This is a genomic window from Streptomyces sp. NPDC051136, assembly GCF_044455745.1.
GTDB lineage: Bacteria > Actinomycetota > Actinomycetes > Streptomycetales > Streptomycetaceae > Streptomyces.
The window spans coordinates 206,631-224,552 of the sequence record NZ_JBITFE010000007.1; the positions used below are offsets into that span (position 1 = coordinate 206,631).

Annotated in this window: 15 protein-coding genes and 1 pseudogene; 12 read left to right on the plus strand and 4 right to left on the minus strand. The window is 74.5% G+C overall.

Translation table 11 applies throughout. The annotated features are described in order from the left end of the window. The first annotated feature begins 108 nt into the window (after positions 1 to 108). Positions 109 to 2,973 (plus strand): FAD-binding and (Fe-S)-binding domain-containing protein, encoded by a 2,865-nt coding sequence (locus ACIBCJ_RS21505; protein ID WP_365980760.1) that lies wholly within the window; start codon positions 109 to 111, stop codon positions 2,971 to 2,973. 18 nt (positions 2,974 to 2,991) lie between these two features. Here the strand turns inward: ACIBCJ_RS21505 and ACIBCJ_RS21510 are convergent, their stop codons facing one another. Next, complete coding sequence (locus ACIBCJ_RS21510; RefSeq protein ID WP_365980759.1) at positions 2,992 to 4,152, minus strand: alpha/beta hydrolase; 1,161 nt, start codon at positions 4,150 to 4,152, stop codon at positions 2,992 to 2,994. Between the two features lie 156 nt (positions 4,153 to 4,308). Between ACIBCJ_RS21510 and ACIBCJ_RS21515 the strand changes: the two genes are divergently transcribed. From ACIBCJ_RS21515 to ACIBCJ_RS21525, 3 genes and pseudogenes are all read left to right on the plus strand, one after another. Continuing rightward, positions 4,309 to 4,776: a hypothetical protein gene (locus ACIBCJ_RS21515; protein ID WP_365980758.1), complete on the plus strand. Its 468-nt coding sequence runs from the start codon at positions 4,309 to 4,311 to the stop codon at positions 4,774 to 4,776. 78 nt (positions 4,777 to 4,854) lie between these two features. Then, positions 4,855 to 5,004, plus strand: a pseudogene (locus ACIBCJ_RS21520) (hypothetical protein); the annotation flags it as partial. Between the two features lie 171 nt (positions 5,005 to 5,175). Next, positions 5,176 to 5,604, plus strand: coding sequence for a VOC family protein (locus ACIBCJ_RS21525; RefSeq protein ID WP_365980757.1), 429 nt, complete (start codon positions 5,176 to 5,178; stop codon positions 5,602 to 5,604). Between the two features lie 128 nt (positions 5,605 to 5,732). Here ACIBCJ_RS21525 and ACIBCJ_RS21530 read toward each other — a convergent pair whose 3' ends face one another. Beyond that, complete coding sequence (locus ACIBCJ_RS21530; RefSeq protein WP_362101519.1) at positions 5,733 to 6,377, minus strand: dihydrofolate reductase family protein; 645 nt, start codon at positions 6,375 to 6,377, stop codon at positions 5,733 to 5,735. Between the two features lie 228 nt (positions 6,378 to 6,605). Here ACIBCJ_RS21530 and ACIBCJ_RS21535 point away from each other — a divergent pair, with 228 nt between their 5' ends. Next, on the plus strand, positions 6,606 to 7,178 hold the full coding sequence (locus ACIBCJ_RS21535) for a DinB family protein (protein WP_365980851.1): 573 nt from the start codon (positions 6,606 to 6,608) through the stop codon (positions 7,176 to 7,178). A gap of 41 nt (positions 7,179 to 7,219) precedes the next feature. Here ACIBCJ_RS21535 and ACIBCJ_RS21540 read toward each other — a convergent pair whose 3' ends face one another. Both ACIBCJ_RS21540 and ACIBCJ_RS21545 read right to left on the minus strand, forming a co-directional pair. Next, positions 7,220 to 7,840: an SUKH-4 family immunity protein gene (locus tag ACIBCJ_RS21540; protein ID WP_365980756.1), complete on the minus strand. Its 621-nt coding sequence runs from the start codon at positions 7,838 to 7,840 to the stop codon at positions 7,220 to 7,222. 199 nt (positions 7,841 to 8,039) lie between these two features. Further along, a complete protein-coding gene (locus ACIBCJ_RS21545) occupies positions 8,040 to 8,492 on the minus strand; it encodes an NUDIX domain-containing protein (protein WP_362502382.1) in 453 nt (150 codons plus the stop codon). Positions 8,493 to 8,775: 283 nt separating this feature from the next. On the opposite strand from ACIBCJ_RS21545, the gene ACIBCJ_RS21550 reads away from it, so the two are divergent. The 7 genes from ACIBCJ_RS21550 (at position 8,776) to ACIBCJ_RS21580 (ending at position 17,896) form a co-directional block, all read left to right on the plus strand. Next, on the plus strand, positions 8,776 to 9,774 hold the full coding sequence (locus ACIBCJ_RS21550; protein ID WP_393529044.1) for a DMT family transporter: 999 nt from the start codon (positions 8,776 to 8,778) through the stop codon (positions 9,772 to 9,774). An 89-nt stretch (positions 9,775 to 9,863) separates the two neighbouring features. After that, positions 9,864 to 11,651 carry a serine/threonine-protein kinase gene (locus ACIBCJ_RS21555; protein ID WP_365980755.1) on the plus strand — a complete coding sequence of 596 codons (1,788 nt, stop codon included), beginning with the start codon at positions 9,864 to 9,866 and terminating at the stop codon, positions 11,649 to 11,651. A gap of 132 nt (positions 11,652 to 11,783) precedes the next feature. Next, positions 11,784 to 12,578 carry a TIGR03084 family metal-binding protein gene (locus tag ACIBCJ_RS21560; RefSeq protein WP_365980754.1) on the plus strand — a complete coding sequence of 265 codons (795 nt, stop codon included), beginning with the start codon at positions 11,784 to 11,786 and terminating at the stop codon, positions 12,576 to 12,578. Further along, positions 12,575 to 14,245: an acyclic terpene utilization AtuA family protein gene (locus tag ACIBCJ_RS21565; protein ID WP_365980753.1), complete on the plus strand. Its 1,671-nt coding sequence runs from the start codon at positions 12,575 to 12,577 to the stop codon at positions 14,243 to 14,245. The genes ACIBCJ_RS21560 and ACIBCJ_RS21565 overlap by 4 nt, the downstream gene beginning before the upstream one ends. Then, positions 14,242 to 14,448 carry a hypothetical protein gene (locus ACIBCJ_RS21570; RefSeq protein WP_365980752.1) on the plus strand — a complete coding sequence of 69 codons (207 nt, stop codon included), beginning with the start codon at positions 14,242 to 14,244 and terminating at the stop codon, positions 14,446 to 14,448. Before ACIBCJ_RS21565 ends, ACIBCJ_RS21570 begins: the two co-directional genes overlap by 4 nt. Further along, on the plus strand, positions 14,445 to 16,043 hold the full coding sequence (locus ACIBCJ_RS21575; protein ID WP_365980751.1) for a carboxyl transferase domain-containing protein: 1,599 nt from the start codon (positions 14,445 to 14,447) through the stop codon (positions 16,041 to 16,043). Before ACIBCJ_RS21570 ends, ACIBCJ_RS21575 begins: the two co-directional genes overlap by 4 nt. Before the next feature lie 8 nt (positions 16,044 to 16,051). Next, positions 16,052 to 17,896 carry a biotin carboxylase N-terminal domain-containing protein gene (locus ACIBCJ_RS21580; protein ID WP_365980750.1) on the plus strand — a complete coding sequence of 615 codons (1,845 nt, stop codon included), beginning with the start codon at positions 16,052 to 16,054 and terminating at the stop codon, positions 17,894 to 17,896. Positions 17,897 to 17,922: the final 26 nt, after the last annotated feature.

A 17,922-nucleotide genomic window follows, 5' to 3' on the forward strand; every position in this document is an offset into this window, starting at 1 on the left:
CCGGAGGGTATCGCCTCGGCCAAACCGGACGAAGACATGTCCGTCCGATGAGACGAGATCTCCGCCCAGCGGACCTGTACGGAGCTACGAGCGCCCATGCTGGAGGGCATGACCGATCTGGAGGCAGCACTGCGCAGGGCCGTCCGCGGCGAGGTCGGGTTCGACGTCACCTCCCGGGCGCTGACCACCATGGACGCCTCGAACTACCGGCGGGTCCCGCTGGGTGTCGTGGCGCCGAGGGACGCCGACGACGTGGCGGCGGCGCTGGAGGTGTGCCGGGAGCACGGCGTGCCGGTGGTGCCGCGGGGCGGCGGCACGTCGATCGCGGGGCAGGCGACGGGCACGGGCGTGGTGCTGGACTTCACCCGGCACATGAACCGGCTGGTCGGCCTCGATCCGCAGGCGCGTACGGCCGTCGTCCAGCCGGGACTCGTCCTCGACCGCCTCCAGGAGGCCGCCGCACCGCACGGGCTGCGCTTCGGTCCCGACCCCTCCACCCACAGCCGCTGCACGCTCGGCGGCATGATCGGCAACAACTCCTGCGGCTCCCACTCGGTGGCGTGGGGCACGACGGCGGACAGCGTGCGCGAGCTGACCGTGCTGACCGCGCGCGGCCGGCGGCTGCGGCTCGGGCGGGAGTGGGCCGGGGCGCCGGACGGCCTGCGCGAACTGGTGGACGCCGACCTGGCCCGTCTGCGCACCGGCTTCCCCGACCTCCCGCGCCGCATCTCCGGGTACGCGCTGGACGCCCTGCTGCCGGAGCGGGGCGCGGACGTGGCCCGCTCCTTCTGCGGCTCGGAGGGCACGCTGGGCGTGCTGACCGAGGCGTCCGTCCGGCTGGTGGAGTCCCCCCGCGCGCGGGCGCTGGCGGTACTGGGCTACGCCGACGAGGCGGGCGCGGCGGAGGCGGCGGCCGGACTGCTGCCGCTCGGCCCGCTCACGGTGGAGGGCATGGCGGTCGACCTGGTGCCCTCCACGGAGGGCCTGCCGCGGGGCGGCGCGTGGCTGTTCGTGGAGACGGGCGGCGACACGGAGGCGGAGGCACGCGCGCGTGCCCAGGCGGTCGTGCGGGCGGCGGACGTCGTGGACGCGCGAGTGGTGACCGACCCGGCCGGGATGCGGACGCTGTGGCGCATCCGGGAGGACGCGAGCGGTACGGCGACCAGGATGGCGGACGGTTCGGAGGCCTGGCCGGGCTGGGAGGACTGCGCGGTGCCGCCGGCCCGGCTGGGCGGTTATCTGCGGGACTTCCGCGGCCTCCTGTCGGCCCACGGTCTGCGCGGCACGCCGTACGGGCACTTCGGCGACGGCTGCATCCACGTACGCGTCGACTTCGACCTGCTGACCGAGACCGGGGTGGCCCGCTTCCGGCGCTTCTCCGAGGAGCTGGCGGACCTGGTGGTGGCGCACGGCGGTTCGCTCTCCGGGGAGCACGGGGACGGGCAGGCGCGGGCGGAGCTGCTGCCGAGGATGTACGGCGAGGAGACGGTGGCCCTCTTCGAACGCGCGAAGGCCGTCTGGGACCCGGACGACCTCCTCAACCCCGGCATGCTGGTCCGCCCGGCGCCGCTCGACACGAACCTGCGCTTCTCCGTCCTGCCGCGCGGCCCGGTGGACGTCGAGTTCGGCTACCCCTCCGACGGCGGCGACTTCCCGGCCGCGGTGCGCCGCTGCGTGGGGGTCGCCAAGTGCCGTACGACGTCGGTGACGGGCTCGTCCGTCATGTGCCCGTCCTTCCGGGCGACGGGGGACGAGGAGCACTCCACGCGCGGGCGCGCCCGCCTGCTGCACGAGATGCTCGCCGGGGAGCTGGTGACGGACGGCTGGCGGTCGACGGAGGTCCGGGACGCCCTGGACCTGTGCCTGTCCTGCAAGGGCTGCCGCTCCGACTGCCCGGTCGGGGTCGACATGGCCACCTACAAGGCGGAGTTCCTGCACCACCACTACGAGGGGCGCCGCCGCCCCGCCGCCCACTACGCGATGGGCCGGCTGCCGGTGTGGCTGCGCTGGACGGCCCGGACGCGCACGGCCCCGGTCGTCAACGCCCTCGCGTCCGTGCGGCCGTTGGCCGCGGTGGCGAAGCGGCTGGGCGGCATCGCGGGGGAGCGGGAGGTGCCGCGGCTCGCGGGGGAGACGTTCAGCCGGTGGTGGCGGGGGCGGCGCCGGGGGCCCGCCGGTGACGGCGACCTGGTGGTCCTGTGGCCCGACACCTTCACCGAGCACCTCTCGCCCTCCGTCGGCCGGGCCGCCGTACGGGTGCTGGAGGCGGCGGGGCTGCGGGTGGCGCTGCCGCCGACGCTGCGGGGGCCCGGTGCGATCGGCGACGGCACGTCGACGTCGCCGCTGGCCCTGCTGACGGCCCGCCGGGGCCGGGTCTGCTGCGGCCTGACGTACGTCTCCACGGGCCAGCTGGACCGCGCCCGCGCGGTGATGCGCCGCACGCTCGACCTGATGACCCCGGTCCTGGAGACCTCCGCGCCGGTCGTCGTGCTGGAGCCGAGCTGCGCCGCCGCCCTGCGCACGGACCTGCCCGAGCTGCTGCACGACGACCCGCGCGCGGCCCGGCTCGCGGAGCGCGTCCTGACCTTCGCCGAGGCCCTGGAGCGCCACGCACCCGACTGGACCCCGCCCGCCGTGAACCGCCCGGCGGTCGGCCAGACCCACTGCCACCAGCACGCGGTCCTGGGCGACGCGGCCGACCGCCGGCTGCGCGAGGCCGCAGGTCTGTCCGGCGAGCTGAGCGGCGGCTGCTGCGGCCTCGCGGGCAACTTCGGCTTCGAGGACGGCCACTACGAGGTGTCGGTCGCGTGCGCGGAGGACCAGCTCCTCCCGGCGGTGCGCGAGGCGACGGACGACGCGGTGGTCCTCGCGGACGGCTTCTCGTGCCGGACCCAGCTGGAGCAGCTGGCGGGGGTGCGGGGGCGGCATCTGGCGGAGGTGCTGGCGGAAGGACTGGCGGAAGGGCTGGAGTGACGGTCCCGGTGGGGCCGGTTACGGCCGCTGGAACATGACCTCGGGGTGGGAGGGCGTGGGGCCGTGGAGGAGGGGCTGGGGGATGTCCCGGAGGTGGAGGTCGAAGAAGGCGCCGACGTAGTCGCGGGTGATGTACCAGCCCCGCTCGCCGGGGAGCGGCACCTCCGGATCGGCCAGCCCCAGCTGCTCCGCCAGCCAGGGGATGTCGGTGAAGGAGAAGTGCCCGGCCCCGGCCACGGTCAGCCAGCGTTTCCAGCCGTGCAGGCGGTCGTAGGTGGCGGCCCAGTCGCCGGCGGTGTTACCGGGACCGTGGATCGCCTCGGCGCCGACCATCATGAACGGGCGCCGGCCGATGCGGTGCCCCGCGTCCGGTACGAAGAAGCCCCCGTCCAGGTTGACCCCGGCCCGCACCCGGCGGTCGGCCGCCATCGTGGCCAGGGCGGCGGCGCCGCCGATCGAGTGCCCGGCGGCGCCGATCCGGCCCGGGTCGATCACGCGCGCCAGTGCCCCCGCACTCCGGCGGTCGGTCAGCTCGTCGATCACGAAGGACAGGTCGGCGGCCCGGCCCCGCACGACCGTCGCCTCGTCGACATCGACGCCGACCCGGTCGCAGGCCACGCACGGCGGCACCCGGCCCCCGGGGAACTCGGTCCCGACGGACTCGTAGGCGTGGTCCACTGCGGCGACGACGTAACCGCGGGATGCCAGGTCCTCGGCGAGCGAGGTGAGCGTGGTGCGCGGCACGGAGAAGCCCGGGGAGAGGAGCACCAGGGGAAAGCGGCCGGCCGCGGCCGGCGCGGCGGACCGTGCGTGCGTACGCGTCCCCGCGACCGTCGCGGCCGGCACCACCCCGGCCAGGCCCTTCAGCTCCAGGAGCCGCTGCGCCTCGCTCTCGGTCATGTACGCCGCCGGAGCCCCGTCGGACGAGCGTGCCGGGTAGGACACGGACACCATCAGCTCCCGGCCCCGCGCCGTCGGCACCCAGGGGTCCTTGCGGTGCCGGTCGACGAGGTGCAGGGTGCGTCGGCCCACGGGTCGGGGGCCGGTGGGGGAGGGCAGCTCCAGTGCGGGGACGGAGGCCGACGACGCGGGGGCGGCCCCCAGGAGGGGTACGGACACGGCTCCTGCCAGAAGGGCGGTCAGGACGGTTCTGCGTGAGGTGCTCGATCCGGCGGTCATACGGCCGACGTTAGGCGCCGGGCCCTCCTCGACACGTCAGCTCTGGGCCGTACTTGGGGTGCGCCCGCAGGCTGATCCTGCGGGGGTGGCGTGGCACCGTGGTACCACTTCGGGCCCCGGAGCCCGCGCCACCGCCAGGTGAGGTAGAAGGGCTGCATGGACACCGCCGAACTCCAGCGGACGCTGAGCGAACACGTCGGGGCCGTGGTCGTGCACCACGGGTACGCGACCTACATGCGTGACTACGAGGTCGTCGTGGACGTGTGGAACGGTCCCCGAAGCGCGTCGACCCATCTGCGGTACCTCTTCCGGCACTGCGTCGAAGCCCGGTGCGAGACGTTCCTGTCCACCGACACCTGGCGCGACTCCCTGGACGACCGCCTGCTCGACCCCGAGACCGCCGACCCCGACCTCGGCGGCTACGTCTGGGGCGTCAGGTTCCACGAGCTGTACGGTGCCGAGCTTCGTCCCAAGTCGGAGGCCGCTCTCCGCTGGTCCAAGGCCCTCGGCATCGACTTCCACGAGGTGCACGTCGAGACCAACGCTCACGATCTGACCTTGCTCTTCTCAGACCTGGAGGTGAGCGAAGTCCCAGCCGGATACGCCCCCTTCGTCGCGGACTGAGGGCCAGGCCGCGGCAACGGGGCAACCGGCGCACGCTTCCGAAGAGGAGCGACAGCCGCGTCCGCGCCGGAAGGCGCCGCCGACTTCGACGGGGACGGGCGTCCCGACCTGGCCCTCGGGTCGGGAGGGAGCATGGCGGGCGTGCCGGGCTGGATCCGGCTGCGGGCCCGGACCGTGGCCGGGATGTGGCCGATGAACGGTGTTGTCCCCGCCCGTGGTGATCGCTAAGGTCGGTCGGGTGACTGCCGGGTCGGCCATGGGCCACGCACGAGTGAGGTTCCCGGCCTCGGCGTGAGCCCGAGGCGGGCGAGAGGCCCGCCCCCTTCTTCGAGTCTTCGCTTCCCGGCGCCCGCATCCGGCGCCCAGTTCCCGCGGACCCAAGACCGGAGATACGCACACATGTCCTCTGACCAGCAGCACCCGCATGCATCCGAACTGCCGCAGGCCGGCGTCCAGCTGAACCACACCGCCGTCTACGCAAGCGACCGGTACCTGTCCGCCGAGTTCCTCGCCGTCGTCCTGGGCCTGAGGGTCGGCGCCCCGTTCGGCCCGTTCCTGCCGGTCGACCTCGGCAACGGTGTGACGCTCGACTACTACGAGAAGAGAGATGAGCCGATCCAGTCGCAGCACTACGCCTTCCTCATCCCCGACGAGCAGTTCGACGCCGTGATCGCGCGACTGGAGGCGGTCGGGGTCACCTACTACGCCGACCCCGGCCACACCGAACCCGGCCGGACCAACGGTCTGTTCGGCGGGCGCGGCGTCTACTTCGACGACCCGGACGGGCACAACATGGAGGTCATGACCCGGCCGTACGCCCGCCCGTGAAGGCGTGACGGCGCGGTGACCGGGACGCGCCTCGGGTGAGGTCCTCGGACCGCTTCACCGAGGCGCGCGGGTGGAGTCCGGCGCGGCAGCCGTCCGGGATCCCGTCGTCCGGCCCGGCCGGTCCGGTGTCACCGCCGCCAGAACAGGTGGTGCGTGACGCCGCTCGGGCTGGGCACGACGTCCCGGTGGTACCGGTCGAGCAGCTCGTCGGGGGAGTCCCAAAGGCGGGCCCCGGAGCCGAGCTCCGTCGGCGCGACCGCCACGTGCAGGGTGTCGACGAGGCCGGCGTCCAGGAACTGCCGGATGGTCGTGGCCCCGCCGCCGAGCCGGACGTCGCGGCCCCGCGCCGCCTCCTTCGCCCGGGCGAGCACCGCGGCCGGGTCGCCGCCGACGAAGTGGAACGTGGTGTCGGAGAGCGTGAACGACGGGCGCTCGTGGTGCGTCATGACGAACACCGGCGTGTGGAACGGGGGCTCGTCACCCCACCACCCCTGCCACTCGTGGTCCTGCCAGGGGCCGCGCTGCGGTCCGAACTTGTTGCGGCCCATGATCTCCGCGCCGATGTTGCGGGCGTAGTCCCGGGTGAAGTAGTCGTCCAGCCCGCGGGTGCCCTCCCCGTGGCGGCCGACGGGAGGGTGGTCGGTGGCGAAGGCCCAGGCGAGCAGTTTCCCGGGATCCGCGTGGCCGAACGGCTGCTCGAGGCTCTGGCCCTCGCCGGCACCGAATCCGTCGCTCGAGACAGTGAAGTTCTGGACTCGCAGCAACTGGGTCATGTCGCTCCTTCTGCCTGGACCTCTTTGATCACGTCACGCACGGCACGCACGGCACGCATGGCACGCACGGCACGCATGTGACGAACGGTAGACCGGCCCGGCCGGGGAAACTCGTCGCCGCATCGTGCGACATGCGTTCCGGACCGGGATCTAGGACATGTTCGGACCTATACGACGCATAGCGTGGTCCTCGTACCGACGGAGCAGGAACACCGGAAGGCGAAGACCATGGCCATCGACGAGTCGACCACCCGTGAACCGAACACCAGCGCCCCGACCGAGGCCCCGACGGTCACAGGTGAGCGTGCCGACCTGCTGGAGACGCTGGCCAAGCACCGGCACTTCCTGCGCTTCACCACCCGCGACCTCACCGACGAGCAGGCCGGGCTGCGGACCACGGCCAGTGAGCTGTGTCTGGGGGGCCTGGTCAAGCACGTGACCGCGGTCGAGCGGGGCTGGGCGGACTTCATCGTGGAGGGACCGTCCGCGATGGGGGACTTCACGGCCATGACGGAGGCCGACTGGGCCCGGCGGGTCGACGAGTTCCGGATGCTGCCCGGTGACACGCTGGCGGGCGTGCTGGCCGACTACGCGGAGGTGGCCCGCCGCACCGACGAACTGGTCGCCGCCCTGCCCGACCTGGGGGCCACCCAGCCGTTGCCGAAGGCCCCGTGGTTCCAGGCCGACACCGAGTGGTCGGCGCGCCGGGTGCTGATGCACGTCATCGCCGAGACCGCCCAGCACGCGGGGCACGCCGACATCATCCGCGAGTCCCTGGACGGCGCCAAGAGCATGGGGTGACCAGGGGGTGAGCGGAGGGCTGCCGGCGGCGTCGCCAGCCGTCAGCCGTAGAGCGAGCGGGCGCCGGGGCTGTCGCCCGCGAACCGCTGGCCCATCGCGATCTCCTCGCCGACCACCGCCCAGACCGTCTCGTCGTCCCGGAAGGGGAGCGGGTCGACGTCGCTCGTCTCCCGGCGGACGCGTTCGACCTCGCGTTCCAGGCGCACGAAGCCGGCCTCCTCGTCCTCCTCGTCGCCGAAGGCGAACTCCTCCAGCAGACGCTGGAACCGGGCGGTGACCCGGACCAGCGAGGAGACGTCCGTGTGGAGTGCCCGCACCGTCTCCTCGTCGGGGTCGACGGCGTACACCGTGCCGCTGTCCGGGTCCAGGGCGAGGTGGGCGTTGAGGAGCCAGCCGACGACGGGCCAGCCGCCCGCCTCCGGGGGCGCCCCCTCGAAGTCCTCCGGGTCGACGACGTCCCGTACGAGGGGCAGCCGGCCGTCCTCATCGGCGGCGGCGGGCTCACGCAGCAGGAGCGTTCCGGTGGGGGCGCCGACGGTCTGGAGGAGGCGGGCGCCCTCGGTGCCCGCCGCGAGGGGCGGAAAGGCGGTGGCGGGCAGGGTCGCGAGCCGGTGCTCGCCGAAGGTGTCGGCGAGTTCGCCGCGGGAGACGTCGAAAAGCATGCGGGCAGGGCTCCGAACTCAGCGGTGGCGCGGGGGCCGTGGGGACGTCCGGGTCACTCTACGAGGCCCTGGGGAGCCCCGACGCGGACACCAGCCGCAAGCACTGCGGACGAGACCTCCGTGGACCGCGGCGATCGCGTCGGGTCACGCGGCCAGGTGCTTGCTCCGTTGGCCCGCCCGGGCAGGCGCCGGCCCCCGATCAGGGCGTCGTCTCGCCCCGCACCAGCGGGCGGCACACCGGCTGGACGTCCTCCGGGAGGTCGTCCGGGCGGCACCAGCGGGCCTCCAGGATCTCGAACGGGTCGAGGCGCAGCTCGCCGCCCAGCAGCCGGGCCTCGAACGCCACCTCGAGACGGGTGCGCAGGCCGCTGTTCAGCATGACCAGCCGGCCCACCTCCACGTCGAGGCCGGTTTCCTCCTTGACCTCACGGACCACGGTCTGCCGGAAGTCCTCGCCCTTGTGCGCGAAGCCGCTCGGCAGTCCCCACTGGCGGCCCGGGGCCCACATCCGGTGCTTCAGCATGAGGACCCGCCCCTCGTCGTCCCGCACGACGCCGGTCACGCCGACCACGAACTTGGCGTTCACCCACCACATCACGCGGCTCTGCACGGGGCGCAGCAGGCGCCAGAGGCGGGTCAGGAGTGGTCTCACAGAGCGGACGGTACCCGCTCGGTCCGCGGGTATGACCGGGCGGTCCGCGGATACGACCGGGCGGTCCCGCCTCGCCGGAGCGCCTCGGGGCGGCCGGTCCCGCCCGGCTCGTCGGCGTCTCCGGGGGGCCCGCCCCGTTCGCCTGGCGGACGTGCGTTGACAGTGACGGCACCCGGCCCTGACAGTTGCGTGAGAGCGGTACATGCCTGACACAGTCCAATGCTATGGACTGCGCAGTACAGTGTGCTGAACGACATCCACCCGCAGACCGTCCGGAGCCCCCGTGAGTACCCCCCGCGCCGACGCCGGCGTCACGCCCGGCACCTCCTCCCCGGCCGTCGCCCCCGTGGCCGCCCCCGAGGCGGCAGCCGCCGCCGGTCACGCGTCCGCGCCGGACGGTGCGCCGGGCGGGCGGTTCGGTTCGCTCGGGCCGGTCGGTCTGGTCCTCGCCGGGGGGATCTCCGTGCAGTTCGGTGCCGCGCTCGCGGTGAGCCTGATGCCGCGGGCCGGGGCGCTCGGCGTGGTGACCCTGCGGCTGGTGGTGGCCGCCGTCGTCATGCTCGTGGTCTGCCGGCCCCGGCTGCGCGGCCACTCCCGGGCCGACTGGGGCACGGTCGTCGTCTTCGGCATCGCCATGGCCGGTATGAACGGCCTCTTCTACCAGGCCGTCGACCGCATCCCGCTCGGTCCCGCCGTCACCCTGGAGGTGCTCGGCCCGCTCGCCCTGTCCGTCTTCGCCTCCCGCCGCGCGGTCAACCTGGTCTGGGCCGGGCTCGCCCTGGCCGGCGTCTTCCTGCTGAGCGGCGGCGGCTTCGACGACCTCGACCCGGCCGGTGCCGCCTTCGCCCTGGCGGCGGGCGCGATGTGGGCGGCGTACATCGTCTTCAGCGCCCGCACCGGACGGCGCTTCCCGCAGGCCGACGGGCTGGCCCTGGCGATGGTGGTCGGGGCGCTGCTGTTCCTGCCGCTGGGCATCGCCGAGTCGGGGGCGAAGCTGATCGACCCGACGACGCTCGCGCTGGGCGCCGGGGTCGCCGTGCTCTCCTCCGTCCTGCCCTACACCCTCGAACTGCTGGCCCTGCGCCGCCTGCCCGCGCCGACCTTCGCCATCCTCATGAGTCTGGAACCCGCCATCGCCGCGGCGGCCGGCTTCCTCATCCTCGACCAGGCCCTGTCCGCCACCCAGTCCGCCGCCATCGCCCTGGTCATCGCGGCGAGCATGGGCGCCGTACGGACCCAGGTGGGGCGGCGGAAGGCGAAGGCGCTCCCCGAGGTCCCGTAGCACCCCGGCACCCCGGACGGGCCGGGCGGCAGCCGCACCGCATAGGCTGCGTCCCTGGTCAGCTCATCGGGATCACGGGGAGGGAACCGATGAATCACCCGGCCGGGGTCTTCAAGCCCTTGCAGGACGACGATCCGCGCACGGTGGCCGGTTACCGTCTCGCGGCACGCCTCGGAGCGGGCGGTATGGGGCGGGTCTACCTGTCGCACACCCGGGGCGGCCGGCCCGTGGCCGTCAAGGTCGTACGGTCCGAGCTGGCCGACGACCCGGCCTTCCGGCGGCGGTTCGGCCGGGAGATCGGGGCGGCCCGGAAGGTCAAGGGCGCCTACACGGCCGAACTGATCGACGCCGACCCGGACGCCGCCCCGCCCTGGCTGGCCACGCTGTACGTGCCCGGGCCCTCCCTGTCGGACGCCGTCGCGCGCAGCGGGCCGCTGCCGGTGCCCGCGGTGCTGTGGCTGATGGCGGGGGTCGCCGAGGCGCTGCAGGCCATCCACGGCGCGGGGATCGTGCACCGGGACCTCAAGCCGGCGAACGTCCTGCTGGCCGGCGACGGGCCGCGGGTCATCGACTTCGGCATCTCGCTCGCCGCCGACAGCACCGCGCACACCGCCACGGGCAGCACCATCGGCACGCCCCAGTACATGGCCCCCGAGCAGGCATCGGCGGGTGACATCACGGCGGCCACCGACATCTTCGCGCTCGGCCAGACGGCCGCCTTCGCGGCGCTCGGCAAGCCGCTGTACGGCGACGGCCCGGCCGCCACCGTGCTCTACCGGATCGTCCACTCGGAGCCCGACCTGTCCGGGGTGCCCGAGCGTCTGCGCGACCTGCTCGCCCGGTGCCTGGCCGCCGACCCGGGGGAACGGGCCACCCCGACCGAGGTCGTCGAGTGGTGCCGCCGGGAGCTGGGCCGGGACGGCGGGGAGGAGGCCGGTCCGGCCCTGTGGCGGGAGATCGCCGGGCCGCCGGTGACGGTTCCGCCGCCGGCCGCGGCCACCGGACCGGCGACCGCCGCGGCACCGGTCGCAGCCCCGGGCCCGACCGCGGTGCACACGACGCCGTGGACCGTTCCGCAGCCGGCGGCTCCGTCGCCGGGGACCGTCCCGGCGCCCTGGCAGGCGGCCCCCGGGCCCTGGCCGGGCGCCGTCGGACCGGGCGGCCCGACGGTGCCGCGCAGGCCGGCCGGGCCGGAGGAGCGCAGGCGCCGCAGGAGGAACACCGTCCTGATCTCGGTCGGTGCCGTCGTCGCGTGCGGCCTGGTGATCGCGGCGGGGTCGGCGCTCCTGGACGCGGCGGGGCGGGGGATCGAACGGGTCCGGGAGGCGGCCGCGTCCGAGTCAGCGTCGGCGGCGGAGTCCGCGTCCGGTGCGCCCCGGCCGGCGGCGGAGGGGTCGGCGACCGACGGGGAGGCCGGGGCGGCCGGTGCGGGGTCCGCCGCGTCTGCCTCGCCGGGCAGCGGGTCCGGCGGCTCCGCCGTGGGGACGACGACACCACCACGGGCCCGACCCCACGGCGGCCTGCTGGTGAACGGCGACAACTCGATCGACCTGACCGAGGGCACGATGCGCGAGGACCGCAAGGGGGACATCCGCCTCGACTGCGCGGACCCGGGCTGCGCCCTGGAGAGCGACACCGGCGTCTTCATGATGCTGTTCGGCGACCCGGGTGCCGACTACGAGGAGTGCCGCGCGATGACCGCCGACCACGCCGAGCACCGCCTCTCGCTGGCCGCCGCGTCCGCCGGCCGGGAGATCTGCGTCAGGCGGAGCAACGGAGACATCGCCCTGCTCGTCGTCCAGGTGAAGTCGACCGCCATGCCGGACTCCGCCTTCGTCACCATGGACACGACGGTCTGGCCCGCGGAGAAGCACTAGCAACTCCCGGCGGCCGAGCGGCGTTCGAGCGTCACGCGAAAATCATGCAAGCGTGCTTGATTGTTGTCACCGCCCCTGCCATGCTCCTCACCACACCGCGCCGCACGCCACCGTGCCCGAGGGGAGCGACCCGTGTCCGACCCGACGCCCGTGATCGAGGACCTGCGCGAGGAGAGCCAGGAACTCGACGCGCTGGTGGCCAAGTTGAGCCCGGAGGAGTGGCGCACGGCCACCCCGGCGCCCGGCTGGACGATCGCCCACCAGATCGCGCACCTGCACTGGACCGACCGGGCCGCCCACATCGCCGTCACCGACGGGGACGGGTTCAAGGGGCTGATCGAACAGGCCCTCGCGGCGCCCGACCGCTACGTCGACGACGCCGCCGACGAGGGGGCCGCGCAGGACCCCGCCGTGCTGCTGGCGGCCTGGCGGGAGGGCCGCGCCGCCCTCGACGGAGCGCTGCGCGCCGCCGCCCCCGGTGCCCGCTTCCCCTGGTACGGCCCACCCATGGCCACCGCCTCCATGGCCACCGCCCGCCTGATGGAGACCTGGGCGCACGGCTTGGACGTCGCGGTGGCCCTCGGCGTCTCCCGCCCGCCCACCGACCGCCTGCGGCACGTCGCCCGCATCGGCGTCCGCGCCCGGGACTTCGCCTACGCCGCCCACGGACTCACGCCGCCCGCCGAGCCGTTCCGCGTCGAACTCACCGGCCCCGGGGGCGACCTGTGGACGTACGGTCCCGAGGCCGCCGCCCAGCGGGTCACCGGCCCGGCGCTCGACTTCTGTCTGCTCGCCACCCAGCGCGCCCACCGCGTCGACCTCGACCTCGCCGCCGAGGGGCCGGACGCCGACCGCTGGCTGGACATCGCCCAGGCCTTCGCCGGACCGCCGGGAGCCGGACGCCCGCCGAAGGGGGAGTCCAGGTGAGCGTGCTCCGGATCGGCAACGCCTCCGGCTTCTACGGCGACCGCTTCGACGCCGTGCGCGAGATGCTCACCGGCGGTCCCCTGGACGTCCTCACCGGTGACTACCTCGCCGAGCTGACCATGCTCATCCTGGGCCGCGACCGCCTGAAGGACCCCGGCGCCGGATACGCCCGCACCTTCCTGCGCCAGCTGGAGGAGTGCCTCGGCCTTGCCCACGAGCGGGGCGTCCGGATCGTCGCCAACGCGGGCGGCCTGAACCCCGCCGGACTCGCCGACGCCGTACGGGCGCTGGCCGAGCGGCTCGGCGTCCCCGTCCGCGTCGCGCACGTCGAGGGCGACGACCTGACCGCCGCCCACCCGGGGGCGCTGGCCGCGCACGCCTACCTCGGCGGCTTCGGCATCGCCGCGTGCCTGCGGGCCGGCGCCGACGTGGTCGTCACCGGACGCGTCACCGACGCCGCGCTGGTCACCGGGCCGGCCGCCGCGCACTTCGGCTGGGGGCCGGCCGAGTACGACCGGCTCGCGGGCGCCGTCGTCGCCGGGCACGTGCTGGAGTGCGGGGCGCAGGCGACCGGCGGCAACTACGCCTTCTTCCAGGACGGCGACGTACGGCGGCCCGGCTTCCCGCTCGCCGAACTGCACGCCGACGGCAGCTTCGTCGTCACCAAGCACGACGGCACCGGCGGCTTCGTCGACGTCGGCACCGTCACCGCGCAACTGCTGTACGAGACGGGCGGCGCCCGGTACGCCGGACCCGACGTCACCACCCGGCTCGACACCGTCCGGCTCACCCAGGACGGCCCGGACCGCGTCCGCGTCGAGGGCGTGCGCGGCGAGGCACCGCCGCCCACCCTCAAGGTCGGCCTCAACCGCCTCGGCGGCTTCCGCAACGAGGTCGCCTTCGTGCTCACCGGCCTGGACGTCGAGGCCAAGGCCGCGCTGGTGCGGGACCAGATGGAACCCGCGCTCGGCAAGGTCGCCGACGTCCGCTGGGACCTGGTGCGCACCGACCGTCCCGACGCCCCGACCGAGGAGACGGCGAGCGCCCTGCTCCGGCTCGTCGTCCGGGACGCCGACCAGCAGGCGGTCGGACGGGCGTTGAGCGGCGCCGCGATCGAGCTGGCCCTCGCCGGATATCCCGGCTTCCACGTACTGGCGCCACCCGGGAAGGGCGCGCCCTACGGCGTGTTCGACGCCGTCCACGTCCCCCAGGACACCGTCGAGCACGTCGCCGTGCTGCCCGACGGACGCCGGGTCGCGGTGCCGCCCGCCCAGGACACCGCCGTACTCCACGCGGTACCGGAACCACCCCTGCCGCCGCCCCTCCCGCCCGGCCCGGTCCGCCGTGCCCCGCTCGGCCTGGTGGCCGGCGCCCGCAGCGGCGACAAGGGTGGCGACGCCAACGTCGGCGTGTGGGCGCGGACCGAGGACGCCTGGCGCTGGCTCGCCCACGAACTGACCGGCGACCGGTTCCGCGAGCTGATCCCGGAGGCCCGCGACCTGCCCGTCACCCGGCACCGACTCCCCAACCTGCGCGCCCTCAACTTCGTCGTGGAGGGCATCCTCGGCGAGGGCGTCGCCGCACAGGCCCGCTTCGATCCCCAGGCCAAGGCGCTCGGCGAGTGGCTGCGCTCCCGGCACCTGGACATCCCGGAGTGCCTGCTGTGACCGCCCCGCCGCACGCTCCCGTCCCGGTCGGCGCCGCCGTGCCCGTGCCGCCGTACACGTCCGTCCCGGTCGGCGCCGCTGTGCCCGTGCCGCCGTACACGTCCGTCCCGGTCGGCGCCGCTGTGCCCGTCCCGCCGTACACGCCCGTCCCGGACGGCCCCGTCGTGACCGCCCCGCCGTACACCCCGGAGGCCCCGCTGTGACCGTCCTGTCCTCCGCCCTGGACCCGGCCGCCCCCGACCACCGCGCCCACCGCGAGGCGATGCTCGCCAAACTCGCCGACCTGGACGCCGAGCACGCCAAGGCCCTCGCGGGCGGCGGCGAGAAGTACGTCGCCCGGCACCGGAAGCGCGGCAAGCTGCTGGCCCGCGAGCGCATCGAGCTGCTCCTCGACCCCGACACGCCGTTCCTGGAGCTGTCGCCGCTGGCCGCCTGGGGCAGCGAGTACACGGTCGGCGCCTCCCTCGTCACCGGCATCGGCGTCGTGGAGGGCATCGAGTGCCTGATCACCGCCAACGACCCGACCGTGCGCGGCGGCGCCAGCAACCCCTGGTCGCTGAAGAAGGCCCTGCGCGCCAACGACATCGCGCTCGCCAACCGGCTGCCCTGCATCAGCCTGGTGGAGTCCGGCGGCGCCGACCTGCCCTCCCAGAAGGAGATCTTCATCCCGGGCGGCGCGATCTTCCGGGACCTGACCCGGCTGTCGGCGGCCGGCATCCCCACGGTCGCCGTCGTCTTCGGCAACTCCACCGCCGGGGGCGCCTACATCCCCGGCATGTCCGACCACGTGATCATGGTCAAGGAGCGGGCCAAGGTGTTCCTCGGCGGGCCGCCGCTGGTCAAGATGGCCACCGGTGAGGAGAGCGACGACGAGTCGCTGGGCGGCGCCGAGATGCACGCGCGCACCTCCGGCCTCGCCGACCACTTCGCCGTCGACGAACCGGACGCCCTGCGCCAGGCCCGCCGCGTGGTCGCCCGCCTCAACCACCGCAAGGCGTACGCCGATCCGCCGCTGGCCGAACCGCCGAAGTACGACCCCGAGGAACTCCTCGGCATCGTCCCCGGCGACCTGCGCACCCCCTTCGACCCGCGCGAGGTGATCGCGCGGATCGTCGACGCCTCCGACTTCGACGAGTTCAAGCCCCTGTACGGGACCAGCCTGACCACCGGCTGGGCGAGCCTGCACGGCTATCCGGTCGGCATCCTCGCCAACGCCCGGGGCGTCCTGTTCAGCGAGGAGTCGCAGAAGGCGGCCCAGTTCATCCAGCTCGCCAACCAGCGGGACATCCCGCTGCTGTTCCTCCACAACACCACCGGCTACATGGTCGGCAAGGAGTACGAGCAGGGCGGCATCATCAAGCACGGCGCCATGATGATCAACGCGGTCTCCAACTCCCGCGTCCCCCACCTGTCCGTCCTGATGGGGGCCTCCTACGGCGCCGGTCACTACGGCATGTGCGGCCGCGCCTACGACCCGCGCTTCCTCTTCGCCTGGCCCAGCGCCAAGTCCGCCGTCATGGGCCCGCAGCAGCTCGCCGGCGTCCTGTCCATCGTCGCCCGCCAGTCGGCCGCCGCGAAGGGACAGCCGTACGACGACGAGGGCGACGCCGCCCTGCGCGCCATGGTGGAGCAGCAGATCGAGTCCGAGTCGCTGCCCATGTTCCTGTCCGGGCGGCTCTACGACGACGGCGTCATCGACCCCCGCGACACCCGCACCGTGCTCGGCCTGTGCCTGTCCGCCGTCCACACCGCCCGCTACGAGGGCGCGCGCGGCGGCTTCGGCGTCTTCCGGATGTGAGGAACCACGTGATTGCTTCCGTACTGGTCGCCAACCGGGGCGAGATCGCCTGCCGCGTCTTCCGCACCTGCCGCGAGGCGGGCATCCGCACCGTCGCCGTGCACTCGGACGCCGACGAGAACGCCCTGCACGTGCGCGTGGCCGACGCCGCCGTACGCCTGCCGGGCGCGTCGCCCGCCGACACCTACCTGCGCGGCGACCTGATCGTGAAGGCCGCGGTCGCCGCCGGAGCCGACGCCGTCCACCCCGGCTACGGCTTCCTCTCCGAGAACGCCGACTTCGCGCGCGCGGTGCGGGACGCGGGGCTGGTGTGGATCGGGCCGCCGCCCGAGGCCATCGAGGCGATGGCGTCCAAGACGCGTGCCAAGCAGCTGATGGGCCTCGCGCCCCTCACCGACGTCACCGAGGCCGACCTGCCGGTGCTGGTGAAGGCGGCGGCCGGCGGCGGCGGACGCGGCATGCGCGTCGTCCGGGACCTCGCCGACCTCGACGCCGAACTGACCGCCGCCCGCGCTGAGGCCGCGAGCGCCTTCGGCGACGGCGAGGTGTTCGTCGAGCCGTACCTGGAGAACGGCCGCCACGTCGAGGTGCAGATCCTCGCCGACACCCACGGCACCGTGTGGGCGCTCGGCACCCGCGACTGCTCCCTCCAGCGCCGCCACCAGAAGGTGATCGAGGAGGCCCCGGCGCCCGGACTGAGCCCCGGGCTCACCGCCGAGCTCCACGACCTCGCCGTACGCGCCGCCCGCGCCGTCGACTACGCCGGCGCCGGGACCGTCGAGTTCCTCGTCGCCGACGGCAGGGCGCACTTCCTGGAGATGAACACCCGCCTCCAGGTCGAACACCCCGTCACCGAGGCCGTCTTCGGCATCGACCTCGTCGCCCTCCAGCTCGCGATCGCCGAAGGACAGGCCCTCGAAGGCGATCCCCCGCCCGCGCGTGGCCACGCCGTCGAGGCCCGCCTGTACGCCGAGGACCCGTCCCGGGGCTGGGCCCCGCAGACCGGCCGCCTGCACCGCCTGACCGTGCCCGACGGCATCCGCCTGGACACCGGCTGCACCGACGGCGACGACATCGGCGTCCACTACGACCCGATGCTCGCCAAGGCGGTCGCCCACGCGCCCACGCGCGCCGAGGCCGTCCGCCGCCTCGCCGGAGCCCTGGAACGGGCGGCGATCCACGGCCCGGTCACCAACCGCGACCTGCTCGTCCGCTCCCTGCGCCACGAGGAGTTCACCTCCGGCCGCATGGACACCGGCTTCTACGACCGCCACCTGACCGGCCTGACGCGGCCCGCCCCCGACCCGCTCGCCCCCCTGGCCGCCGCCCTGGCCGACGCGAGCACCCGCGCCGGCCGCTTCGGCGGCTGGCGCAACCTGCCCTCGGGACCCCAGGTCAAGCGCTACGCCGTGGACGGCGAGGACGTCGAGGTCCGCTACCGCCACACCCGTACCGGTCTCGCCGCCGACGGCGTCCGCGTCGTCCACGCCGACGCCGGCCTGGTCGTCCTCGAGACCGACGGCGTGCAGCGCCGTTTCGCCGTCGCCCGCTACGGCGACCAGGTCCACGTCGACGCCACCCGCCTCACCGCCCTGCCCCGCTTCCCCGACCCCACCACCCAGCACGCCCCCGGCTCCCTCCTGGCGCCGATGCCCGGCACGGTCGTGCGCGTCGCGGACGGCCTGACGGAGGGCGCCACCGTCCAGGCGGGCCAGCCGTTGCTGTGGCTGGAGGCCATGAAGATGGAACACCGGATCACTGCTCCGGCCACGGGAACGCTCGCCGCGCTGAACGCCGTACCGGGACAGCAAGTGACGGTCGGCTCCCTGCTGGCGGTGGTGCAAGCGTCCTAGGGGCGCGGGGAACTGCGCGACAAGCC